Annotated in this window: 22 protein-coding genes, 1 tRNA gene, 1 pseudogene and 1 other annotated feature; of the genes and pseudogenes, 12 read left to right on the top strand and 12 right to left on the bottom strand. The window is 63.6% G+C overall.

Annotated features, from left to right (window positions below; genetic code table 11):
- Position 1: 1 nt before the first annotated feature.
- The 8 genes from phrB to ACB032_RS16570 form a co-directional block, all read right to left on the bottom strand.
- Positions 2–1,423, bottom strand: a complete 1,422-nt coding sequence (gene phrB / locus ACB032_RS16535) for a deoxyribodipyrimidine photo-lyase (RefSeq protein ID WP_371138352.1) — start codon at positions 1,421–1,423, stop codon at positions 2–4.
- Complete coding sequence (locus ACB032_RS16540; RefSeq protein WP_371138353.1) at positions 1,420–2,307, bottom strand: MerR family transcriptional regulator; 888 nt, start codon at positions 2,305–2,307, stop codon at positions 1,420–1,422. The genes phrB and ACB032_RS16540 overlap by 4 nt, the downstream gene beginning before the upstream one ends.
- 63 nt (positions 2,308–2,370) lie before the next feature.
- A complete protein-coding gene (locus tag ACB032_RS16545; protein ID WP_371138354.1) occupies positions 2,371–3,315 on the bottom strand; it encodes a YbgA family protein in 945 nt (314 codons plus the stop codon).
- 172 nt (positions 3,316–3,487) lie between these two features.
- The gene (locus ACB032_RS16550; protein WP_371138355.1) at positions 3,488–4,117 is read right to left on the bottom strand and encodes an outer membrane beta-barrel protein; all 630 of its coding nucleotides are present in this window, start codon (positions 4,115–4,117) and stop codon (positions 3,488–3,490) included.
- Positions 4,118–4,301: 184 nt separating this feature from the next.
- Positions 4,302–4,850 carry a DUF3157 family protein gene (locus ACB032_RS16555; RefSeq protein ID WP_016349812.1) on the bottom strand — a complete coding sequence of 183 codons (549 nt, stop codon included), beginning with the start codon at positions 4,848–4,850 and terminating at the stop codon, positions 4,302–4,304.
- Between the two features lie 95 nt (positions 4,851–4,945).
- Positions 4,946–5,818 carry a hypothetical protein gene (locus ACB032_RS16560; RefSeq protein ID WP_011705023.1) on the bottom strand — a complete coding sequence of 291 codons (873 nt, stop codon included), beginning with the start codon at positions 5,816–5,818 and terminating at the stop codon, positions 4,946–4,948.
- 45 nt (positions 5,819–5,863) lie between these two features.
- Positions 5,864–6,142: a DUF6482 family protein gene (locus tag ACB032_RS16565; protein ID WP_011705022.1), complete on the bottom strand. Its 279-nt coding sequence runs from the start codon at positions 6,140–6,142 to the stop codon at positions 5,864–5,866.
- A gap of 25 nt (positions 6,143–6,167) precedes the next feature.
- Complete coding sequence (locus ACB032_RS16570) at positions 6,168–6,767, bottom strand: HAD family phosphatase (protein ID WP_011705021.1); 600 nt, start codon at positions 6,765–6,767, stop codon at positions 6,168–6,170.
- Positions 6,768–6,936: 169 nt separating this feature from the next.
- Positions 6,937–7,071 (top strand) — a sequence feature (Phe leader region).
- Between the two features lie 38 nt (positions 7,072–7,109).
- On the opposite strand from ACB032_RS16570, the gene pheA reads away from it, so the two are divergent.
- Positions 7,110–8,282, top strand: a complete 1,173-nt coding sequence (pheA, locus tag ACB032_RS16575) for a prephenate dehydratase (protein WP_011705019.1) — start codon at positions 7,110–7,112, stop codon at positions 8,280–8,282.
- A 100-nt stretch (positions 8,283–8,382) separates the two neighbouring features.
- Here pheA and ACB032_RS16580 read toward each other — a convergent pair whose 3' ends face one another.
- Positions 8,383–8,814 (bottom strand): LPP20 family lipoprotein, encoded by a 432-nt coding sequence (locus ACB032_RS16580; protein WP_371138356.1) that lies wholly within the window; start codon positions 8,812–8,814, stop codon positions 8,383–8,385.
- A gap of 15 nt (positions 8,815–8,829) precedes the next feature.
- Positions 8,830–9,450, bottom strand: coding sequence for a FlgO family outer membrane protein (locus ACB032_RS16585; RefSeq protein ID WP_016349807.1), 621 nt, complete (start codon positions 9,448–9,450; stop codon positions 8,830–8,832).
- A 194-nt stretch (positions 9,451–9,644) separates the two neighbouring features.
- On the opposite strand from ACB032_RS16585, the gene ACB032_RS16590 reads away from it, so the two are divergent.
- From ACB032_RS16590 to ACB032_RS16620, 7 genes and pseudogenes are all read left to right on the top strand, one after another.
- Positions 9,645–10,799, top strand: a complete 1,155-nt coding sequence (locus tag ACB032_RS16590) for a flagellar assembly protein FlgT (protein WP_371138357.1) — start codon at positions 9,645–9,647, stop codon at positions 10,797–10,799.
- 50 nt (positions 10,800–10,849) lie between these two features.
- Positions 10,850–10,926, top strand: a tRNA-Arg gene (locus tag ACB032_RS16595).
- 146 nt (positions 10,927–11,072) lie between these two features.
- A complete protein-coding gene (locus ACB032_RS16600) occupies positions 11,073–11,216 on the top strand; it encodes a hypothetical protein (RefSeq protein WP_252376623.1) in 144 nt (47 codons plus the stop codon).
- A gap of 94 nt (positions 11,217–11,310) precedes the next feature.
- A pseudogene (locus ACB032_RS16605) lies at positions 11,311–12,192 on the top strand (DMT family transporter); the annotation flags it as partial.
- Between the two features lie 134 nt (positions 12,193–12,326).
- Positions 12,327–14,264: a methyl-accepting chemotaxis protein gene (locus ACB032_RS16610; protein WP_371138358.1), complete on the top strand. Its 1,938-nt coding sequence runs from the start codon at positions 12,327–12,329 to the stop codon at positions 14,262–14,264.
- A 507-nt stretch (positions 14,265–14,771) separates the two neighbouring features.
- Positions 14,772–16,217, top strand: a complete 1,446-nt coding sequence (locus tag ACB032_RS16615) for an OprD family outer membrane porin (RefSeq protein WP_113995764.1) — start codon at positions 14,772–14,774, stop codon at positions 16,215–16,217.
- Positions 16,218–16,335: 118 nt separating this feature from the next.
- Positions 16,336–17,163, top strand: a complete 828-nt coding sequence (locus ACB032_RS16620) for an SDR family oxidoreductase (RefSeq protein ID WP_043159901.1) — start codon at positions 16,336–16,338, stop codon at positions 17,161–17,163.
- Between the two features lie 157 nt (positions 17,164–17,320).
- Here ACB032_RS16620 and ACB032_RS16625 read toward each other — a convergent pair whose 3' ends face one another.
- Positions 17,321–17,653 (bottom strand): DUF1904 family protein, encoded by a 333-nt coding sequence (locus tag ACB032_RS16625; RefSeq protein WP_039215483.1) that lies wholly within the window; start codon positions 17,651–17,653, stop codon positions 17,321–17,323.
- Positions 17,654–17,740: 87 nt separating this feature from the next.
- Between ACB032_RS16625 and ACB032_RS16630 the strand changes: the two genes are divergently transcribed.
- The 4 genes from ACB032_RS16630 (at position 17,741) to ACB032_RS16645 (ending at position 21,299) form a co-directional block, all read left to right on the top strand.
- Entirely contained in the window at positions 17,741–18,634 is an 894-nt protein-coding gene (locus ACB032_RS16630; RefSeq protein ID WP_371138359.1) for a TraB/GumN family protein, read from the top strand.
- 132 nt (positions 18,635–18,766) lie between these two features.
- Positions 18,767–18,952, top strand: a complete 186-nt coding sequence (locus ACB032_RS16635; RefSeq protein WP_011704978.1) for a DUF3149 domain-containing protein — start codon at positions 18,767–18,769, stop codon at positions 18,950–18,952.
- A gap of 153 nt (positions 18,953–19,105) precedes the next feature.
- On the top strand, positions 19,106–19,687 hold the full coding sequence (gene smrA / locus ACB032_RS16640) for a DNA endonuclease SmrA (protein WP_371138360.1): 582 nt from the start codon (positions 19,106–19,108) through the stop codon (positions 19,685–19,687).
- Positions 19,688–19,820: 133 nt separating this feature from the next.
- Complete coding sequence (locus ACB032_RS16645; RefSeq protein ID WP_242795930.1) at positions 19,821–21,299, top strand: carboxypeptidase M32; 1,479 nt, start codon at positions 19,821–19,823, stop codon at positions 21,297–21,299.
- A gap of 71 nt (positions 21,300–21,370) precedes the next feature.
- Here the strand turns inward: ACB032_RS16645 and ACB032_RS16650 are convergent, their stop codons facing one another.
- The gene (locus ACB032_RS16650) at positions 21,371–21,772 is read right to left on the bottom strand and encodes a VOC family protein (protein ID WP_371138361.1); all 402 of its coding nucleotides are present in this window, start codon (positions 21,770–21,772) and stop codon (positions 21,371–21,373) included.

Raw genomic sequence — 21,772 nt, forward strand, 5'->3', positions numbered from 1 at the left:
GCTATTTCTCCAGGGTGCGAAACATCTCGATGGCTCTCACCCGGGCAACGGCGTGATCCACCATGGGGGCCGGATAATCCTGTCGCCCCTTGAGCCGCAACCAGTCGTGGGGCTGGTGCAGATAGGCGGCGGGCAGATCAGCCAGCTCAGAGACCCAGGTACGAATGAACTCTCCTTGCGGATCAAATCGTTGCCCCTGGGTGGTGGGGTTGAACACCCGGAAATAGGGCGCCGCATCGGCGCCGGTCCCCGCCGCCCACTGCCAGCCGCCGTTGTTGGCCGCCAGGTCGCCGTCGATCAGCCGACTCATGAAGTAATCCTCCCCGAGCCGCCAGTGGATGTGCAGATCCTTGGTGAGGAAGCTCGCCACTATCATCCGCAGCCGATTGTGCATCCAGCCGGTGGCGTTGAGGCAGCGCATCGCCGCATCGACGATGGGGTAGCCGGTGCGTCCCTCGCACCAGGCAGCGAAGGCATCCGGATCCCAGCTCCACGGCAGTGCCACCGTCTCCGGCTTGAAGGGCCGATTCATGGAGAGAGTCGGGATCAACAGCAGCAGGTGGCGATAGAACTCGCGCCAGATCAGCTCATTGAGCCAGACAAAGCCGGGCTGAGCCTTCGACTGTGGGCGGTAGCCAAGGCGCTGCTGGAGCGCCGCCACGCACTGGCGCGGGCTGAGGATGCCGGCCGCCAGATAGGGGGAGAGCACGGAGGTACCTGCGATGGCAGGGAAATCCCGGGTCTCGCCATAATCGAGCACCGCCTGATCCAGAAAATCATTCAGACGACGGCTGGCCTCGGCCTCCCCCACCGGCCAACGGGGGTCTGCTGTCAGCTCGCCAAGGGCGGCATCGACGAGATCCCGCTCTGCCAGCGGCTGCCACGGCAGCGGCTCACCCCGGGCAGTGGGCGCGCGATGAATGACGAAACCATCCTCATCGAGCGCTTTGAGCCAGGCGCGGCTGAAGGGCGTGAAAACCTTGAACATCTCGCCAGAGCCGGTCAGCACCCGCCCTGGCGGCAGCACGCAGCAGCCGTTGAGCCAATGACAACCCACTGCCTGCTCCGCCAGCGCGGCGCTGACGGCCCGGTCTCGACGCAGCTCATCGATCTCGATGGCCTGATTGGCGTAGAGCTGGGTTACGCCCAGCTCGCGGCAAAGCTCTGCCAGCGCCGCCGGCACCTCGGCAAAGGCCTCCACTCGCAGCAGATGCAGCGGAATGCCAAGCGCCGCCAGCTCGCGGCCCAGCACATCCACCTGGGCCAGCAGAAAGCGCTGACGAATCGGGGCCAGCTTGTGCTGTTGCCACTGGGTGGGGGAGAGGATAAAGAGCGCGGCCACCGGCTCATCACCGGCGCAGGCATGCCGCAGCGCCGGGTTGTCGGCCAGGCGCAGATCATTGCGAAACCAGACCAGCTTCATGATTTTTTCCTCCCGCGCCCGCCGGCACCACCCGCTGCGGGCCTGCCCGCCATCGCCTCGGCAAGGCTCACCTGCCAGCCGTGGGCTTGCAGCCACTCGCCATCGTAGAGGCGCCCCAGTTCGCCAAAAAAGCGGGTACCGGCGGGCCAGTCGGCAGCCAGATCCGGCTTGCCAAGGCCGGCCCCCAGCAGTACCAGCCAGGGAGTAACCGCACGCCCCTCCAGCAGGCTTGCATGGCGCGGCTCCACCGCCCCCAGCAGCTGCACCTCATGGCCCTGACCGATCAGCTCGTAAGCCGCCCAGACCAGATCGAGCGGGCCCACCTGTCCCCAGCTCGCCAAGGTGACCGGTACCCCCTTCTCCTGCTCAATCAGGTGACGGGCAAAGCGGGTATGGAACCAGCCCAGCCACACCTGTTGCAGCAGCTCGCCATCGGGCCGCTCGCGCCACAGCCCCAGCAGCCGCTCCACCAGCGGTTGCAACACCCGGCTGCGTACCAGCTCGAACGGGTAGCTTGCCAGCAGGTCGTTGAGCTCGGCTTCCGCCTTGCGCTGGTTGAAGGCGAGCAGCGCCTGACTGAACTGCTCCAGAGTTTGCTGCCAGTGATCGCTCACCGGCTGGGCCTGGGGTTCGCTCAGGAGCCCCTTCACCTGTCCGATGCTCACTCCCCGCTCCAGCCAGCTCAGGATCTCGCCGATCTGGCGGATATCCTGCTCGCTGTAGAGGCGGTGGCCCTTCTCGGTGCGGGCCGGCTGCACCAGCCCGTAGCGGCGCTGCCAGGCGCGCAGGGTCACGGCGTTGACGCCGGTGAGGCGGGAGACCTCGCGAATGGGGTAGATCCCCTCCTCCGGCGAAAGAGAAGCGGCGTGCGGTAAATCAGACATAACGGCATCCAACAAAGGTTGAGGGAGAGGCCCCGGCCATCCGCCGGGGCCTGCACAAGATATTCAGAGCCCGTAGCGCAGTTTCAGCGTGTCGGGATGGGGATTGAGGTACACCTGCTCGGCGAGATAGGGATTGGGGTACTCGCGCAGGTAGTGGCGGATCAGGGTGAGCGGCACCAGCAGCGGAAAGACGCCGGTACGGTACTTGTCGATGGTGTCGCACAGTTCCTGCTTCTGGGCCGGGGTCAGCACCCGCTTGAAGTAGCCCTGCAGGTGCATCAGCACATTGGTGTGGCTGCGCCGGTTGGCCCGCAAAGTCAGCGCCGCCATCAACCCCTTGATGTAGCTGTCGGCCACCTGCGGCAGGTCGGCCTTGGCCAGGTTGCCGAGCAGCTTGCCGAGCGCCTGGTAGTGGGTGGTGGCGTGGGAGAGCACCAGATACTTGTAGCGGGAGTGGAAACGGATCAGCGCAGAGGCGGTGATGCCGCGCGCACAGAGCTGCTGCCAGTCGTGGTAGGCAAAGACCCGCAGTACGAAGTTTTCCCGCAGGATGGGATCGCACAGGCGACCATCTTCCTCCACCGGCAGCAGGGGATTGGCCTCCATCAGCGCCTTGGCAAACAGGCCGACCCCCTCCTTGGCACTCCCCTCGTTGTTGGCGCCATAGATCCGCACCCGCTCCATGCCGCAGCTGGGGGATTTGGCGCAGAGGATGTAGCCGGAGATGAAGTCGAGCTGGCGTGCCTTCTGCTCGCTGAAGGCAATCAGCTTCTCGGTGACGTCGAAGCTGCCGTTGCTCGCCTCGGCGCGGATCTCGCCGTGGCGCTTCACCAGACGGATGGCGGCGCGGGGCGCCCCCAGGCCAATGGCCATCTCGGGACAGACGGGGTGATAGTCAAAGTGGGCACCGAGATCCCGCTCGCAGAAGCTGGAACGCTTGTGGCCCCCGTCGAACCGTACCTCCTGCCCCAGCAGGCAGGCGCTGATACCAACCTTTATCTTGTACATACTATCACTCCTTGTATAAGTCTGAATCAGTTATAGCAGTTATACAAAAAAATGGAAGTTGTATAACTATTGCGGACTGATACGACACAAGGGTGAAGGATGGATCAACCGGAAATGAAAAAACCCATGACCGAAGTCATGGGTAAAAATGAAGACACTACAGGAAGGATGATTAGAAGCTGTACTTCACACCCAGGCTGGTGATGGAGCCCTGTTGCAGGTCCCACTTGCGATAGGTGTAGTCGGCGGTGAGGGCCAGGTTCTGGCTCACCTTGTAGGCGGCGCCCACTTTGAAATCGTGCATGTCGTCGGTCATGTTGGCGTAGCGGTAAGCAGTGGAGAGCTCGACCGCGCCGATGTCGTAGCGCAGGCCGGCCTCACCGTACATGCTGCCGCTGCTCTTGCGGGTGATCTCATCCCAGCCATTATTCTTGGCGCTGGACTTGAGCTCACGCTCCATGGTGTAACCCATCAGACCCGCTTCCCCATACAGGTTCAGACCTGTGCTGAGCGGGGTGTAGACACCCAGACCCAGGCTGGAGATGCCCATGCTGTCGTTGCCATCGTTGCGGGAGGTGTACTCGCTGCCCAGACGACCGTAAAAGTTGGAACCGAAGCTCTTGGAGAGGTCCAGGTTCAGACCGCCGAAGTCGCGGTTGTTGCTATCCTTGCCGCCGATGTAATCGGACTTGGTGTGCGCCCAGGTCAGGCCGCCTTTGGCGTAGCTGAAGGCATCCTCAGCCAGAGCGGAAGTTGAAGCGAAACCGGCCAGAACCAGAACTGAAAGTGCAACTTTTTTCATTTTGATGACTCCACAGGTTGAGCTAGTTGGGACCTAGCTGGAATGGGGTCATTGTGCAGAGGGCAGGGAGAAATGCCGAGCGGCAAGCTGTTGCCAAACCATGTCAGATGTAAGCAACTGTTGCAGGTGGTTACCGGGTTAACAATCAAGACAGGCTCCACGAAGGAGCCTGTTGCATGAGGGATCAGCGGAACTCCACTTCCTCAATCTCGACCCGCACCAGGGGCTTGCCAGTGAGGCCGGCCGGGCGCGGCACCTCCAGCACCATGGAGGGACGCTGCTGTCCCTTGCGCAGATAGGACTCCGGCAGGCGGTTCTCGCCGACCCAGAAGCGGGCCTCCTGCTTGACCAGCTGGGCCCCCTGCTCGCTGAACAGGGTGACGCTGCCACGCACCCGTACCACGTTGCGGGTGCCGGTGTTGCTCACCATGAATTGCAGTTGCAGAGGATCCGAGCCCTCCACCTTGGCCAGCTTGACGCCGATCCCGTCCTTGACGGCCTGAGCCAGCAGCTCGGGGTTGCTCATCGCCTGCTCGGTCAGCACCGGCACGGCCACCGTACCCTGCACCGCGCTGCCGTCGGCGGCGGGCTTGAGCAGCAGGTATTCCCAGGTGAAGTCATCGTTGAGCTGCACCTGACGGCCATCCGGCAGGGTCACCTGGGTGAGCGGAGCGGCCTGCACCAGCAGGGGTGAGAGGCAGAGGGCAACCAGCAGACGGGACAAGGGTTTCATAGGGTGATGACTCGGCGTCGATGGAAAAGGGCGTCAGTATAAAGAGTCCGTCCCGGCTTGCCTATGACCGCACTCACGTTCCTGCCCTCGGTTGCCTAGACCACCAGCTCCTGCCGCTCTTCTTCCGCCGCCATGTCCAGCGTCACCAGATCGAAGGCCGTGCTCTTGAGGGCGGTGAGGATATCCGGCTGCAGATCGAAGGCCTGCGCCCGCAGCCGGGCTGGCACCCGCACCCGGGCCAGGGTGGTGGCCCGATCGGCGAGGGTATGAAAGAACACCTGGGCCTCCTCCAGCCCCATGTCGGCCAGCATCTGTTCCGCCATGTCCACCATCCGCAGATGACGGCGCTCCACCAGCTCGGGGTCGGAGAAACGGTAACTCAGGCAGCCGTGGGCACTCTTGCCCCAGCGCCCAAGCTGGCGCTTGTTGAAGCCGTAGCGAAAGTCCCTGTGGGTCATGCCCTGCTTGGCAAACAGCCAGAGGGTATTGGTCGGCAGGCTGCCGAAACGGCGCAGATACTCCTGCAGCTCCTCCACCGGCGCCGGCAGCAGCATGGGCAGGTGGCTCCAGTCGGTTTCCAGCGCGGTGAGGTGGCAGATGTAGCGCACCGGGTCGATCACCTCGTTGAGGTGGCGCAGGTGATCGCAGAAGATCATCTCATCGGTCTTGATCACCCGCTGCTCGATGCCGTAACGCTGGCAGTAGCGCTTGGCGCGCGCCACCTCCTTGCGACTGCGGGTCGGGCTGTCCAAGGTGATGGCCCGGATCCGGATACCGCTGGCGCGGCACAGATCCATGCTGTAGCAGGATTCCAGTCGACCGGAGAAAGAGACCGCCAGTTCGCCGTAGCCAGCCAGGGTCTCGATAAGTGACTGTTCCCTGGTCTGAAAGGTCTGATCGTATCCCCGATTCAGCACAACGATATTGGCATCCATAACGACGGCACCGGATGATGAATTGGGCGCCATTGTGCTGCAACAATCCTGAATAAACCCTTAAAGGGCAGGGATAAATCAGAATTTAATGATAATTTCATGCCAATTAGTTTCATTTTCATCCAGCTGAGCATCGTAAATCCGAAGTTTCGCCTGATGAACCTGATGCATGCGCAGAAATCCCTCCGCCTGTTCGAGAGAGGCAAAGGTCAGCCGACCCCCTCCGCTGTCGGTGAGACACTGCATCTCGCCGTCGGCCTCGACACAGAGCTGATAACCGCTGCCATCCAGACAGGCGATCAGCAGCCCCGCATCCGGATAGTGACTGAGCCAATTACGAAACCGGCCATGCTCCATACCCTCTCCCTCTACATCCTGCCATTCAGGCGGGCAGGTAACCCTGCGCCACCAGCTGCTGGCGACAACTGTATGCATCGGTAAACACCAGGCCGCCGATCCCCAATGCCTGTGCGGCAGTCACGTTGGCCGGGCTGTCATCGATGAACAGGCACTGCTCGGCCTGCAAGTCGAACGATACCAGCAGATAGCGGTAGATATCCGGCTCCGGCTTCATCATCCGTACCCTTGCCGACACTACCTTGCCACTGAAGAAACGCCAGAATGGCTGATGCTGCTCCAGCCAGTCGATGCTGGCATGACCCATGTTGGAGAGTGCGTAGAGGGTATGACCCGCCCCATGCAGGCTCTCTATCAGGCTCAGCATAGCGGGATCCGGCACCAGCGAGGCGGGCACCGCCTGCAAAATCGCCAGGTTTTCGGCGGCGCTCAGCCCGGTGCGATGCTCGGCCTGGCGGGCCATGGTGTGCAGTGACAGGGTGCCGCGGTCCACTTCCAGCCAGTCAGGGTGGTTGAACAGCCGCTCCGCCAGCTGCTCAGCTCCGTGCTCCCCGCGCACCGAGCGCACGATACCGACCGGATCCCAGCTCACCACCACCCGTCCCAGGTCGAAAATAATCGCCATCTTCACCTCCAGCTATCTGCATCATTACGACAGCAAGCGGGTCCGTTTTACCCGGTTTTTCCCCCGCAGGCTCACGCCCCTACCCTGCCCCGTTCTCCTCCCCCGGGCAAGTTTTACTTGCATCGCACGGTCAAATCCCTTAATGGTTATGGCGTTACCTCAAGGACACACTCATGCACGCACCATTCTTTTTTGCTTTCTCGTTTATCCGGCCCTCATGAGGGAAGGCCCGTCGTCACGTGAAGCACTCGCGTAAACAGAAAGCAAAGACGAATCGAGCCTCCCCTAGCGGAGGTTTTTTTTTGCAGCCACCACAATCGATTACTTGGATAGGGAACCATCATGGCAACGCTCGACGAGATCAGACAAGACATCACCCAGTTGGATCAGGAGCTGCTCGCCCTGCTGGCCAAACGCAAGACCCTCAGCATCGAGGTCGCCCGCGCCAAGCAGGCCAACCCGCGCCCGATCCGCGATCCCCAGCGCGAGCAGGATCTGCTGGTCGCCCTGATCCAGAAAGGGCGTGTGCTGGGGCTGGACGCCCAGTACATCACCCGCATCTACCACACCATCATCGAAGATTCCGTGCTCTCCCAGCAGGCCTATCTGCAGAGCCTGCTCAACCCGGAGCAGCAGGAGCCGATGACCAGCGTCGCCTACCTGGGACCACGCGGTTCCTACTCCAGTCTCGCCGCCCGCAAGTACCTGGCCCGCTACAAGGATCAGGTGATCGAGGTGAACTGCCAGAATTTCCGCGAGGTGCTGGATGCGGTAGAGTCGGGCCGTGCCGCCTTCGGCGTGCTGCCCATCGAGAACACCAGCTCGGGCTCCATCAACGAGGTGTACGACGTGATGCAGCACACCAGCCTTTCCATCGTCGGTGAGCTGACCTACCCCATCGAGCACTGCATCCTCACCGCCGTGCCGACCGAGCTGGGCCGCATCAAGACCTTCTATGCCCACCCGCAGGTATTCCAGCAGTGCTCCCATTACCTCAGCAAGCTGGAAGGAGCGCGCCACGAGATCTGCGACTCCTCCTCCAGCGCCATGATGAAGGTGAAGGAACTGGCGAGCCCGGAGGCGGCAGCCATCGGCAGCGCCGCCGGCGGCGAGCTGTACGGACTGGACGTGCTGGCCGAGCAGCTGGCCAACCAGAAGGAGAACTACAGCCGCTTCATCGTGGTGGCGCGCAAGCCCATCGACGTGGCACCGCAGATCCCGGCCAAGACCACCCTCATCATGTCCACCTCCCAGAAACCGGGCTCCCTGGTGGAGGCGCTGCTGGTGCTGCGCAGCAACGAGATCAACATGACCAAGCTCGAGTCCCGCCCGGTGCAGGGCAACCCCTGGGAGGAGATGTTCTACCTGGATGTCTCCGCCAACCTGCAGACCCCGGCCATGCAGGCCGCGCTGATGGAGCTGACCAAGATCACCCGCTACATCAAGGTGCTGGGCTGCTATCCGAGCGAAGACGTCAAGCCGACCGCCGTGCCGCCGGTGCTGCTGGGCAACTAGCCAGCGCTGCAATCAGCCAGGCTGGGCGGCCGACACCGCCAATGAAAAAGGCGACCCACCGGGGTCGCCTTTTTGTCGTCCATTCGCCACGGGCACGCCGTCAGAACTGGCCCGCCATCAACTGGTTGATGTTGTAGAGGGCGCGGGTATCGAGCTCCATCTCGGTGGCATAGGTGTTGCCGCGGGGATAAGAGGCCACCACCCTGGCGCCACGCACCATGCCGGCTACCGACACGTCCAGCGAGTTGGAGGTCTGGGTCAAGTCCTTGTAGCTGCTCTGGCCACGCACCTGCTGGCCGTTGAACTGTTCCGCCAGCTCCCGATAGGCATCCATCTTGGAAGCGCGGATGGCCTGCAGCATCTTCTCGGACTGGGACGGACCAGGCTGGATGTCGATCACCGCGTAACCGACCGCCTTGAGCACCGGGAAGTCATCCGGCTTGTTGTTGCCGCCGCCATAGTTGACCACCCGATTGCCGCCGCTGCACGCCGTCAGCAGCAGGGCCAGCAGGCATCCGAACAGGATTTTCATTACGTCTACTCCTTGTCAGGGCGTCAGATTGACCAGATGGCCGCCGGGACGCGCCTGGCTGTCACGCATCAGGTAACCGCGGTTGATCGAGGCCCGGCCAAACGAATTGTTGGCACCGAACAGGTATTTTTGCGGGATCAGGCTCTGGGCCGTGGTCTCCACCATCTTGGTACGCAGGTCGATGATGCGGGCATTGACCAGGATCCCCTGCTTGTTGCGGCTGAAGGTGCCGGTCAGGATGCGGGAGATGGGCAACCGGGGGGAGAGATCCCGATAGTTGCGGCTCATCACGAAGTCCCCCTGCGGGGTGACCTTGATGCTGCCGGTCAGCTTGAAATCCACCACCACTTCCCCGCGCCGGTTCAGCTCGTAAATAAAGCTCTCCTCGATCTGCTGCCCCATCCAGTTGGTGTCCTGCAGGGTATCGAGATCGACGAAAGAGGAGACCGCGATGGGTTCGGTCAGGGTGGAGAGCGACTTGCGCTCCATCAGCTGATCGGTCATGCGCGCCACCAACCAGTTGAGTTCCATCCCCTGCGCCGCCTGACGAGGATCACCCTGCTCCCGGTTGATGGGGTCGGAGCCGCAGCCGGCCAATGCCAGGGCGAGCGCCAACGCCGTGATGAGTTTGTTCATGGATACCTTTCCTGTATCTGCACCTGATTTGTTATCGGTTCGACCAGCCAAAGCTTGAGCCGGGAATGAGGCATGGATCTTGCTAAATATTCGCGTGTACTGTGCAACCGGCACGGTTCTGTAATCTGTATCGGCCGGCGACCTCGCTTCGACAGGGGTGAATCGCGCCGACCCGCATATTCAAGGTGCTTGTCATGAAATTACCGCTGCTGTTAACCCTGCTGCTGGCCAGTCTGTCGGCCCGGGCCGAGATCATCGAGGCGCAGGGCAGTGCCGCCATCCTGGGCGGAGACGAGGTCTACGCCCGCGAGCAGGCGACCCGCGATGCCCTGCGGCAGGCTCTGCTGGCCAGCGGCGCCGCCGTCTCCAGCATCCAGCGCCTGGAAAACGGCAGCCTGCGCTCCGAGCAGATCCAGATCCGCTCCGGCGGTGACATTCGCCAGTATCGGCTCAAGCGGGAAGAGGTACGCAACGGCCGCATGTATATAACGGTACAGGCCGACATCCAGGCCGAGCGCCAGATCTGCCAGACCCAGCACTACGCCAAGGATTTGACGCTGGTGCGGCTGCGGCTGCGCTACCCCGAGCAGGCGAGCTACGGCGCCCTCGACGACATGCCCGCCAACCTGTCACGCCGCATGTTCGAGGCCCTGGCCAACGCGCCGCAAGGGGTGGCCGTGCGCCAGTGGCTGGACGAGAACCTGCGTATCGACCCGCTCCACCTGCAACAGGGGGATCGCAGCGCCCTCGAGGAGATCAAGGCGCTCAGCCTGCGCACCGACAGCCAGTATCTGGTGCTCGGCAGCATCGACGATCTCTCCCTCGAGCCACAGGGCAACCAGCTGACCAGCTGGTATGAAGATCCCATCCGCAACTTTCGCATGCAGCTCTATCTGTTCGACGGCATCAACGGCAGCCTGCTCGGCCGCAAGGAGTACCAGGGCCGGGCCAACTGGGCCTTCGCCAAGCGGGATCAGGTGGGCAGCAGCAGCGGCCAGTTCTGGCAGTCGAGCTATGGCCAGGAGGTCAACTACCAGTTGCAGGAAGCGGTGCAGGATCTGGTGGCCCAGCTTAGCTGCGCCCCGGTCACCGCCCGGGTGGTCGGCCAGAACGAGCGCGGCCCCCACATCAATCTGGGCCGCCGCAACGGCGTCCGGCTCGGGGATCAGTTCCGTATCCAGCACGATGCCGACTTCATCGACCCCTACGGCAAGTCGCGCATGATGCGCAACCCCGCCGACGGCCTGTTCGAAGTGGTGCAGGTATTCGAGGATGGCGCCATCATCAGCAGCCAGAACAAATATTCACCGTTTAACATCCAGATCGGGGATCTGGCAGTATTGGAATAAGAATCAAGGGTTTAAAAGGGAGCGGCTTCTTGTATAATGCCCGCCACAAAGCTCCCGTAGCTCAGTAGGATAGAGCGGTCCCCTCCTAAGGGACAGGCCACTGGTTCGACTCCAGTCGGGAGCGCCATACAAAACAAGGGGTTGGCATCATCACGATGCCAACCCCTTGCTCGTTTCAGGCCAAGGCCGCCGTTCAGCCGATTGCGGACGTGTCAGCCGCCCCGCATCCAGCCACAACCATGCCTGCCCAAACTAACCTGCCCGCCCCGTGGCGTGGCACTGCTCAACCTGCCGTTTGGTTCTGGCGGCACCTGGTTTGATCCCTTGCTGCTGGTGCTGGTGCTGGTGCTCATCATCTGGGGCGTGCGTCGCCAACAGCTGCCTGCCATCAGCAACGCGGTGGCCGACAGCAAATAATCCCGTAGCCACACCACCGAGGTATGGCCATCAGGGAGGGCCGGTCTGCTAGACTGGCCCTCTTTTTGTTCATTCATCTGCAAAGGAGTGTCGGATGTCTGCTGCTTCGTGGTGGGACAAGTCCACCGGGCTGGCGCTGCTGACCATAGTGCTGTGGGCCTCGCTGGCGGCGCTCACCTCCCGGGTTACCAGCGTGTCGCCGCTGGTGCTGGTGGGGCTGGTGCTGTTTTTCTGCGGGATGGGAGCCCTGCCGTTCTGGCGTCAGTGGCGGGCTCGCCCGGTCAACTGGCTGGTGACCATCAGCGCCCTGCTGCTCTACCACCTGCTGCTGTTCATGAGCTTTCGCCACGCCCCCGTGCTGGAGGCGAACCTCATCAACTACCTGTGGCCACTGTGCATCATCCTGTTCACCCCACTGCTGCTGCCGGGCCACCCGCTGCACAGCCGTCACCTGCTGGCCGGCGCCCTGGGCCTGGCCGGCTCGGTACTGGTGATGGTGAACGGCGAGCTGCAGCTGCAACAGGCCTATCTGCCGGGCTATCTGCTGGCGCTGGGGGCCGCCATCATCTGGGGCGCCTACTCGGTGCTGTCGCGCCGGCTGCCACCGGCCCCGGCGGTGATGACGGCGGCGGCCTGTTTGCCCGCCGGGCTGCTGGCGCTGCTGCTGGCCTGGCTGCTGGAGGGACCGCTGCCGGTGGCCAGCATCCCGGCCGGTGACTGGGGCCTCATCATCGGGCTGGCGCTCGGCCCCATGGGGGCGGCTTTCGTCACCTGGTATCTGGCGCTGCGGGACGGGGATCCGCGCCGGATCGGGGCACTGGCCTATCTGACGCCGCTGCTGAGCACGCTGCTGCTGGTGCTGCTCAATGGCGAGCAGCTCACCCCCCGTCACCTGCTGGCTGGTGCTCTCATCATGGGGGGCGCACTGCTCGGCATGCTGGGCAAGCCCCCTGCCCGCCAGCAGCAGGAAGCCCCGCCCCGCAGCCGTAAGACAGTCCCCCCTCGACAGTCAGTCCGGGCCGCCGGGCTGACTGTCATAAAAGCGCCATCTCTGCTGCTTAAGCTCACGCCGACGCCCATCGCCGTGGTTCAACAAGCAGGAATGCTGCCGTGAAAATTGCCCATTACGCCTCCCTCTCTTCTCTCGCTCTGCTGCTGGTCGCCGCCGTGCAGGTCGGTGCCCTCTGGCACGGCTGGCAACAGCTGAACCAGGCCGAACAGGCCCAGTACCAGCACGAACGGCTGCAGCAGCGGCTCACCGGTACCCTGCAGGGCACCCTGCGCGACTACCTCACCAGCGGCGATCCGCTGCGGCTGACCGAGGCCGAAGCAGTGCGCAAGCAGGCGCTTGCCCAGCTCGCCCAGCAGGATGTGGCGCTCACGGCGCCGCTGCGCACCCTGCTCGAACAGATGGGAGCGCGCATCGACAGCGGCTATCTGGCGGCCGGCAAGCTCTCCGGCAACAGCCAGTGGCTGCTGCAAAATGCCGAGAACGAGCTGACCGATCAGGCCAGGGCACTGCTGCGTTACGGCCAGCAAGGGGCAACGGGGAGCGACCCGGCCAGCGCCGAGCGTTATCGCCAGCTGGCCGGCGACCTGCTGGCGGCCCTGCCGGGGCTCGCTCACCTGCGCCAGAACTACATGGAGCAGGCCAGCCCCAAGCTGCTGGAAGGGTTGCAGTTCGAGCTGGCGGCCCTGCAAAAACAGGCCGAACAGCTGGCGGCCCTGCCGCCGCTCGGTCTGTTCGAGGCGCCCCCCGCCGACGAATTCACCCTGGGGGAACCGGAACGCAAGGAGCTCGGGGAGCTGCCCAAAGCCGAACTGCTCTCGCTGCTCAAGCGCTACCCACAGGAGCTGGAGAACAGCCGCAAGGCGCTGCAACAGCAGCAGGCGGGCCGTCTCGCGGTGCAACAAGACATAGGCCAGATGCTGCAGGCCACCGGCCATATCGGCAGCGAACTGGCCGCCGTCCGCCAGGCGGTCAACCAGCGGCTGGCCGCCATTCTCGGCAGCTTGGCGCTCTGTCTGGTGCTGGTCGCCCTGCTGTTTGCGCTGGTGCAGCGCCGCTGGCTGGTCAGGCCGCTGCTGCGCCTGCGCGCGGCCTTCCTGCAGCTCGACGAGACCGGGCAGGCCGAAACCCTGCCAGAGGGGCGCGAGCGCAACGAGCTGGCCGACATCGTCGCCAGCTACAACCGCCTCATCCTGCGGCTGCAGCAGGATCAGCAGCAGAAAGAGGGCCAGCTGTCGGCGGTGTCGCAAAGCCTGCAGGGGATGGTCAACCAGGTGCAGGAGATCCATCACAGCACCCGCACCACGGAGCAGGCGGTGGACGAGAGCGATCTGATGATGAGCGAGCTGAACCAGCTGGCCGGCGAGGTGCATCAGGTGGCCGCCGAGATAGCGCAGCACGCCCAGCACAACGAGCACTCCATGAGCCAGAGCGAGCAGCTGGTGGGCGGCATGTTGCAGGCCACCGCCCAGACCGGACTCGCCATCGACGAGAGCGGCGGCGCCCTGGCCCAGCTCAAGCGCTCGGTGGAAGATGTGACCGCCATCGTCGACGTGATTGGCCATATCTCCCAGCAGACCAACCTGCTGGCGCTCAATGCGGCCATCGAGGCGGCGCGGGCGGGCGAGCAGGGGCGTGGCTTTGCGGTGGTGGCCGACGAGGTGCGCCACCTCTCCGCCGATACCCAGCGCTCCCTCGGCCAGATCACCGAGATTCTGAGCAGGCTGACCCTGGCGGGGGAGCAGCTCGGCACCGTGCTGGCGCGGATCACCGCAGAAGCCGCCGCCCAGCGCCAGCAGGCGGAGCAGCTGCGCCAGACCACCCAGGCGGTGCGGGAGATGGCGCGCAGCACGGCGGTCATCGCCCTGCAGGGGGCCGACAACGCCAAGAGCCAGGAGTACAAGCTGGCCAGTTTTGCCGATCTCATCGGCCGCATCAGCCAGCACGCCCGCCAGGGCAGCCGCCTCTCGGTGCAGGTGTCGGAGCACATCCACCACCAGGCCAGCCAGATCCCGCGCATCCTCGGTCACCAGGCCTGAGCCGCGCCGGTTTAGCCGGCGCCCCCTACCCGGCCCCTGCCATCGCGCAGGGGTTTATCTTTTTTTGTGGCACAAAATTATCTGTTATCCGCTGGTTAACGAAGAAAGATCCCTCTGCAGCGTGCGATCCGTCCGGATCGGCCGGCAATTTCATCCGAAAACGTTGTCATCACCGATATCAGCGGGCTGGGAGTGTCCACAGCAAGCGTCATGATTATTTGCACTCGGTCATATTTTTGAAACTTGGTGGGAACTTTCCATTGATATTTCGCACCGCGAACGTACTCTTGGATTGTCCGATAGCCAAGGATCGGAACACAAAAAAACAAAATATGTGATGAACAGAACTGCACCACCGCAGATGTGCCAAGACGTCGCGGCCGCAGCCGACATACTCGAACTTTTTGCCCTTCGGGGTCTTGATTGCAATGCCAATACCGAGCGGCGGGCGCTTGCCTGACTGCCGGACAAAAAAAGCTAAGTCCATAAAATCAGGAGCAATACAAAATGGAAAAAGTGATATTCAAACGTGCCGCATTGAGCGCAGCCATCGTTGCTGCCATGCTCGCCCCCGGTATGGTGTTGGCTGCCGACGAAGCCGGCCCCACCTATGCAGCCGCCGCCAGCAAATTCTATGAAGAAGGCAAACTCAACGGTGGCCTCTTCTACTTCCAGCGTGACCGTCAGCGTATCGATGGCGACCCCACTGCCAAGAACAAAGAAGGCAAGTACCAGTCCAACCTGAGCCACGCCACCACCCAGGCCTCCCTGAACTTCAACTCCGGCTACGCCTGGGACGTGGTGGGTATCGATGTGGGCGGTTTCGGTGCCTATGACCTGGCCGTGACCGAGAACCACCCGGTCAACCAGGAGAACGAATTCTCCTTCGCCGGCAACAAATGGGGCGAAAACTACAAGGACGGCTCCCCGGAAGGCGGCTTCAGCCTGGCCAACGCCTCGCTGAAATTCAAGGCGCTGGACGGTGCCCTCACCGCCAAGGGTGGTCTGACCCAGCTCTACGTACCGGGCGTGATCGGTGTGAACTGGTCCTATCAACCGGGTACCTACCGTGGTGGCCAGATCGAGGGTAACTTCGGTGGCCTCTACCTGACCTACGCCATCGCGGACGAGTACAAATCTCCCTGGTACAAGGAGACCCAAAAGTTCTCCCGTGCCAAGGCATGGATGGATCCGTTCGCCGATGAAAACGTCATCGACTACATCCAGGGTGTCGCCGCCCGTTACACCTTCGAGAACGGCACCGCCATCACCGGTTCCTACGGTAACTCCGAAAACTACATGGACAGCTACCACTTCAAGCTGGCCCATAAATTCGACGTGCTGAACGGCCTCTCCACCAGCTACCAGTTCTACGGTTCCGACACCAAGACCTATCAGAAGGGTGGTGCCGACATCGAGACTTACGATGGTCTGGCATGGCAGCAAGCGCTGACCGCCGCTTGGGGCATGGGCCCGTACGGCTTCCGTCTGGAAGGTCTGTGGACCAAGGCCGAGGGTAACGAAGGCAACTACCTGCCCCGTCTGACCCGTGGCTACGGCAACTCCCAGGGCGCGAACGAAATCTGGTGGGACTCCCGCTCCGACTGGAACGCCAACAACGAGAAAGCGCTGTACTTCGGCGTGACCCGTTCCCTGGATGACCTGGTGGGTGCACCTGGCTGGTCCGTCGGTGTCTCCGGTGCCTACGGCTGGGATATCCAGAAAGGCGACGGCACCAAGGCCACCAACGGTGAAGATACCGAATGGGCAGCCAACTTCGACGTCATGTACACAGTGCAGGATGGCAAGCTGAAGGGCACCCTGTTCAAGCTGCACTACACCGATTACAACAACGACATCAGCCAGGGCGGCGGTTGGACCGAATACCCCAACATCTTCGCCTCCGAGAAAGACGTCAAGTTCCACATCATCATGCCGTTCACCATCCTGTAAGCAGGTGGTTGAAGTTAGCAAACCGGGCCGATTGGCCCGGTTTTCTTTTTTCTGATCAGCGGGTTAACATGCAAAACCGCAGGCGCTTCTGCCTGCCTCGTCACACAAGGATGCGCCCATGTCCCGCTTCGTTCTGATCACCGGCTGCTCCAGCGGCATCGGCCTGGCCGCCGCCAAGGCGCTCGGCCAGCACGGCTACACCGTCATCGCCTCCGCCCGCAAGGCCGAGGACGTGGCGCAGCTGCGCCAGCTGGGTTTGCTGGCGGTCGAGCTGGATCTGGCCAACGAGGCCAGCATAGAGCGGGGCGCGGCCGAGGCGCAGGCACTGGCCGGCGGCCGCCTCTATGGCCTGTTCAACAACGGCGCCTACGGCCAGCCCGGCGCGCTGGAGGATTTGCCCACCCAGGCGCTGCGCGAGCAGTTCGACACCAACCTGTTTGGCTGGCACCACCTGATTCGCCAGCTGCTGCCGGCCATGCTGGCGGCCGGCGAGGGGCGCATCGTGCAGAACAGCTCGGTGCTGGGGCTGGTGGCCATGAAATATCGCGGCGCCTACAACGCCAGCAAGTTCGCGCTGGAAGGATATACCGATACCCTGCGCCTGGAGCTGGCCGGCAGCGGCGTGCAGATCAGCCTGATCGAGCCGGGTCCCATCGACACCCGCTTTCGGGCCAATGCCCGCGCCGCCTTCCTGCGCCACATAGAGCCCGCCGCCAGCCGCCATCAGGCCGCCTACCAGCAGACCCTGAGCCGGCTGGAGCGTGAAGGGGGTGCCCGCGGTTTTACCCTGCCAAGCGAGGCCTGCATCGCGCCGCTGCTGCACGCACTCGGCAGCCCGCGCCCCAAGCACCGCTACCCGGTCACCTTCCCGACCCGGCTGTTCGGGGTGCTGCGCCGCCTGTTGCCCAGTCGCCTGCTCGACCGGATCCTGGCCAAGTCGGCCTGACGGCGACCGCTTCGCTGCCCGGCACGCCCGCAAGCAGCCTGCAGCCAGGGGTGACGACGAGCGTCGTCGCCTTTCGTCTCATCCCCACCAACCGGCACCAGAATGCGGCACCAGAGTGGCTTGAATCAGCCAAGCCGCCATCCCTGGCAGCCCCCGCTCAGTAGTGCTGGCCGTTGCTGTAATAGCAGCTCTTGACGATGGGCAGTACCTGCACCACCACATAGGTTTGCTCCCCCAGCACCGCTTTCAGATGGCGGGTGATCAGCGCCGCGGCCGCGTCCTGCAGCTCCTGCGGGCGTTCGAACCAGACCAGCTCGACGAACGGAAAGCCGGCCTCGACCTCCCCCTCGCGCACCCAGTGGCTGTCGATGCTCTCCAGGGTGACGAACTCCGGTTTGCCCCCGGTGAGGGCACAGAGATCCGCCAGCAGGGGAGCGCTTATCTGCTTGAGGGTGTCGACGGAGACGGCCCGAAAACGAAGGTGGGGCATGGGAAAACCTCTTGGCTGTGACAAATGAGGACTTATCATAGGGGTTATTGTGACGAAGAGAAGCCATCCGCTGACATAAGGTGCCCCATGAGACTCCATCGCCTGCTGCTCCCCTTCCTGCTCTGCCTGCTGCTGCCGCTGAGCGTCTTTGCCGACCCCGCCTTCTATAAGGTCAGCAAGGGCGATCAGCAGCACTGGCTGCTGGGCTCCATCCACGCGGGCAAGCCCTCGCTCTATCCGCTGCCCGACCCCATCGAGCGGGCCTGGCTGCAGAGTCGCGCCCTGGTGCTGGAGGTCGACCTGACCCACATCAGCCAGCAGCAGTGGCAGGAGATGGGGGCCATCACCCGGCTGGTGGACGGCAAGACCCTCAAGGAGCACGTGCCGCTCGATCTCTACCGGCGCACCATCATCGCCGCCGGCCAGAACGGCCTGACCGAGAACATGCTGGCCCCGCTGCGCCCCTGGTTCGCCGCCATCACCCTCACCCAGGCGGCGCTGGAGCGCACCGATTTTCGCAGCGCGCTCGGGGTGGATCAGCACTTCGCCAAGCAGGCCGGCGACAGCGGCAAGCCCATCATCGGCTTCGAGACCCTGCTCGAGCAGCTCGGCTACCTCGCCAGCGTCGGTGACAACCAGACCCTGATGCTGGAGAGCACCCTGGACGAGCTGCCCGAACTCGAGCGCGGCTTTCGCGAGGTGATGAAGGCGTGGGAAGAGGGGGACGAGACGACCCTCATCAACCTGCTCAAATCGGAGATGGCGCCGCCCAAGCTGCAGGCCTGGCTGGAGCAGACCCTGCTGGCGGAGCGCAACCACAACTGGCTGAAGAAATGGTCCACCCTGCCGAACGAGAGCTTCATCGTGGTAGGGGCGCTGCATCTTTACGGCGACCAGGGCTTGCTCGCGTTGCTGGAGCAGCAGGGCTGGCGCATCACCCCGCTCACCGAGCCGGGTCCACGCAAGCCGGCCCGCCAATAAGGCGCAGGCGGGGCCACATCGGCCCCGTCAGGGTCTTTATATGGGAGGGCGCTCACAGATCCGGCTGCCGATTTAATAACCACAGAAGGACTTGATCGAGATCATCTCTTTGCTCCCAAAGAGGTATCTATCATGCCTGTCATCAATGGGATGACTGGAGTGCATGAGATGGAATTTTGGATGAACCTGATGTTCGGCAACAGCGTGGGACTGATGTCCATGTTGGTGATTATCGGTACCTTCCTGCTGATCAGTTCCTACGCGGCCTATTTCATCTACAAGGTGATGAACGCCAAGCCGCCGAAAGAGGGCCAATAAGCCTGCGTCAGGCGATCCCCGATCGCCTGATCCCACCCTCGCCTCCCCTTTGCTCACGGGCTGAGCAACCCGGCGCCACCAGCGCGCCCGCCACTTTCAGATCCGCCCCCGCCCGCTATAATGGCCGCTCATTCCACCTGCGGGGAGCCTGCCGTGTCTCATAACGACGAACTCTCACTGTTTCGCAATGAAGTGGCCGATGTGCGCCCCATTCGCAACGACCATATCCGCCTCCAGACGGCGGGTAGCAGCCCGACCGACGCCCAGTTGGCGCGGCGCCAGGCCGCCACCGCCGAGCAACTCGCCCTGGATCACCTCAGCATGGAGGCGGTCGAGATGCTCGACCCTCACGCCATTGTCGGCTTCAAGCGCGACGGGGTGCAGGAGGGGGTCTACAAGAAGCTGCGACTCGGCAAATACGAGCTGCAGGCGAGCCTGGACCTGCACCAGAAGACCCTGAACGAAGCGCGCCAGAGCCTGGTGCAGTTCATTGCGGATTGCGAACTGCGCGACATCCGCTGCATGCTGATCCTGCACGGCAAGGGGGAGCGCAGCACGCCGCGCGCCCTGCTCAAAAGCTATGTAAGCGCCTGGCTGCCGCAACTGACGGCGGTGATGGCCATCCACAGCGCCGAGCGTCGCCACGGCGGCGGCGGGGCCCTCTACGTGCTGCTGCGCAAGAGCGAGCGCAAGAAGTCAGAGAACCGCGAACGCCATCAGAAACGGCTCGGCTAGCCAGCGCCCGTCATCTGGTCAGTCATCCTAAGCCAGGGTGGTAAAACGCACGAGGGCAGTGCTAGCATCGATCGGCCCCGAGCATGCCAGGTACGGGGTGTACGCCATCAGGGACGATAACAAGGACAATCCCATGTCATATCAGAAACTTGAACAACATCAGCAACAGCTGCACCGGCTCTCCCACCTCTCTGCCATCTGTGGCTGGGATCAGGCCGCCATGATGCCGGAGGGGGGCAACGAAGCCCGCGCCGAGGCCATGGCCGAACTGGGGCTGCTGATCCACCACAAGCGCACCGCCCCCGAGCTGGGCGACTGGATTGCCAAGGCCGAGAGCGAGCCGCTGGACGAGATCCAGCGCGCCAACCTGCGCGAGATCAAGCGCCACTGGCAGGATGCGAGCCTGCTGCCCGGGGATCTCGTGGAGGCGTTGTCGCTCGCCGGCAGCAAGTGCGAGCACGCCTGGCGCCGCCAGCGCAAGGAGAACGACTGGGCGGGCTTTGCCCCCAACCTCACCGAGGTGGTGACGCTGTCGCGCGAGGTGGCTCGCCTGCGTGCCGACGCGCTGGGGGTACGCCCCTACGACGCCATGCTGGCGCTCTATGAGCCGGGCATGACCAGCGCCCGGCTCGACGAGATCTTCGGCGATCTGACCGGCTGGCTGCCAAACCTGATCCAGACCGTGAGCGAGCAGCAAAAGCGCGAGTCGGTGCTGATCCCGCAAGGCCCCTTTCCCATCGCCGCCCAGCAGGCGCTCGGCCAGCAGGTGATGGGGCTGCTCGGCTTCGATTTTGCCCACGGCCGGCTCGATGTGAGCAGCCACCCGTTCTGCGGCGGGGTGCCGACCGACGTGCGCATCACCACCCGCTACAACGAGCAGGAGTTCGTCTCCAGCCTGATGGGCATAGTCCACGAAACCGGTCACGCCCGTTACGAGCAGGGCCTGCCACGCCAGTTGCTGGGCCAGCCGGTGGCCGAGGCGCGCTCCATGGGCATTCACGAGAGCCAGAGCCTGTTCTGCGAGATGCAGCTCGGCCATGATCCCGCCTTCCTCACGCTGCTGGCGCCGCACATTCGCGCCCACTTCGGCGAGCAGGCGGCGTTGGCGCCGGCGAACCTGGTCAAGCTTTACAATCGGGTCGAGCCCGGCTTTATCCGGGTCGATGCGGACGAGGTGACCTACCCGGCCCACGTCATCCTGCGCTACGAGCTGGAGCGCGACCTTATCGAGGGGCGCATCGAGGTGGCGGACATCCCTGCGCTGTGGGACGCCAAGATGCAGCAGTGGCTGGGGCTCTCCACCCAGGGCAACTACCAGAATGGCTGCATGCAGGACATTCACTGGACCGACGGCTCGTTCGGCTACTTCCCGAGCTACACCCTCGGCGCCATGTACGCGGCGCAGCTGCGCTTCGCGCTCGAGCGGGAGCTCGGCAACATGGGCGAGCTGATCGCGGCGGGCCGCCTGCCGGAGATCTTCGCCTGGCTGGGCCGTCACATCTGGTCCCAGGGCAGCCGCTACGGCACCGACGAGCTGGTCAGCCGCGCCACCGGCGAGGCGCTGAACCCGCACTGGCTGCGCCGCCATCTGGAGCAGCGCTATCTGAAATAAGGTGCCAGCGCACCCGCCAGCAGATAACAAACGGGGCCTCACGGCCCCGTTTTTCATGGTAACGCAGCGTGTCAGCGCCCGTCCGGCACGCCGACAAACTCGCGCAGCTGCAGGATGTTGCCCTCGGGGTCGAACGCATTGCGCACCACGAAACCGGGGCCAGACCACTGCTGCGGCAGCAAGCCGCCACCGAGATCGGCCGCCTTCGCTTCCGCCCAGGCGAGGCTCGGCACGGTAAAGAACAGCTTGATGGCGCCCTGCTCGCGCAGCTGCGGCGGCGTGGTGATGACCAGCTGCTCGACATAGGGAGCGGGGATTGCGTGCAGCAACAGCTGGATGTCGGCGTTTTCCTGCACGATCAGCTCGTCACTCTGGCTGCGGATCTCCATCTGCAGCAGGGTGCGATAAAAGTGGCTCAGCAGGCCGGGATCCCTGGCATAGATCAGGGCGCCGGCACGTGCGGGTCCTGGCAT

The organism is Aeromonas sp. S5(2024), from assembly GCF_041403025.1.
Lineage (GTDB): Bacteria > Pseudomonadota > Gammaproteobacteria > Enterobacterales > Aeromonadaceae > Aeromonas > Aeromonas hydrophila.

What these genes read in the sequence shown, in the direction of transcription:
- phrB (WP_371138352.1), bottom strand. Translation starts at nt 1,423, where the DNA reads ATGAAGCTGGTCTGGTTTCGCAATGATCTGCGCCTGGCCGACAACCCG.
- ACB032_RS16540 (WP_371138353.1), bottom strand. Translation starts at nt 2,307, where the DNA reads ATGTCTGATTTACCGCACGCCGCTTCTCTTTCGCCGGAGGAGGGGATC.
- ACB032_RS16545 (WP_371138354.1), bottom strand. Translation starts at nt 3,315, where the DNA reads ATGTACAAGATAAAGGTTGGTATCAGCGCCTGCCTGCTGGGGCAGGAG.
- ACB032_RS16550 (WP_371138355.1), bottom strand. Translation starts at nt 4,117, where the DNA reads ATGAAAAAAGTTGCACTTTCAGTTCTGGTTCTGGCCGGTTTCGCTTCA.
- ACB032_RS16555 (WP_016349812.1), bottom strand. Translation starts at nt 4,850, where the DNA reads ATGAAACCCTTGTCCCGTCTGCTGGTTGCCCTCTGCCTCTCACCCCTG.
- ACB032_RS16560 (WP_011705023.1), bottom strand. Translation starts at nt 5,818, where the DNA reads ATGGCGCCCAATTCATCATCCGGTGCCGTCGTTATGGATGCCAATATC.
- ACB032_RS16565 (WP_011705022.1), bottom strand. Translation starts at nt 6,142, where the DNA reads ATGGAGCATGGCCGGTTTCGTAATTGGCTCAGTCACTATCCGGATGCG.
- ACB032_RS16570 (WP_011705021.1), bottom strand. Translation starts at nt 6,767, where the DNA reads ATGGCGATTATTTTCGACCTGGGACGGGTGGTGGTGAGCTGGGATCCG.
- pheA (WP_011705019.1), top strand. Translation starts at nt 7,110, where the DNA reads ATGGCAACGCTCGACGAGATCAGACAAGACATCACCCAGTTGGATCAG.
- ACB032_RS16580 (WP_371138356.1), bottom strand. Translation starts at nt 8,814, where the DNA reads ATGAAAATCCTGTTCGGATGCCTGCTGGCCCTGCTGCTGACGGCGTGC.
- ACB032_RS16585 (WP_016349807.1), bottom strand. Translation starts at nt 9,450, where the DNA reads ATGAACAAACTCATCACGGCGTTGGCGCTCGCCCTGGCATTGGCCGGC.
- ACB032_RS16590 (WP_371138357.1), top strand. Translation starts at nt 9,645, where the DNA reads ATGAAATTACCGCTGCTGTTAACCCTGCTGCTGGCCAGTCTGTCGGCC.
- ACB032_RS16615 (WP_113995764.1), top strand. Translation starts at nt 14,772, where the DNA reads ATGGAAAAAGTGATATTCAAACGTGCCGCATTGAGCGCAGCCATCGTT.
- ACB032_RS16620 (WP_043159901.1), top strand. Translation starts at nt 16,336, where the DNA reads ATGTCCCGCTTCGTTCTGATCACCGGCTGCTCCAGCGGCATCGGCCTG.
- ACB032_RS16625 (WP_039215483.1), bottom strand. Translation starts at nt 17,653, where the DNA reads ATGCCCCACCTTCGTTTTCGGGCCGTCTCCGTCGACACCCTCAAGCAG.
- ACB032_RS16630 (WP_371138359.1), top strand. Translation starts at nt 17,741, where the DNA reads ATGAGACTCCATCGCCTGCTGCTCCCCTTCCTGCTCTGCCTGCTGCTG.
- ACB032_RS16635 (WP_011704978.1), top strand. Translation starts at nt 18,767, where the DNA reads ATGCCTGTCATCAATGGGATGACTGGAGTGCATGAGATGGAATTTTGG.
- ACB032_RS16645 (WP_242795930.1), top strand. Translation starts at nt 19,821, where the DNA reads ATGTCATATCAGAAACTTGAACAACATCAGCAACAGCTGCACCGGCTC.
- ACB032_RS16650 (WP_371138361.1), bottom strand. Translation starts at nt 21,772, where the DNA reads ATGCCAGGACCCGCACGTGCCGGCGCCCTGATCTATGCCAGGGATCCC.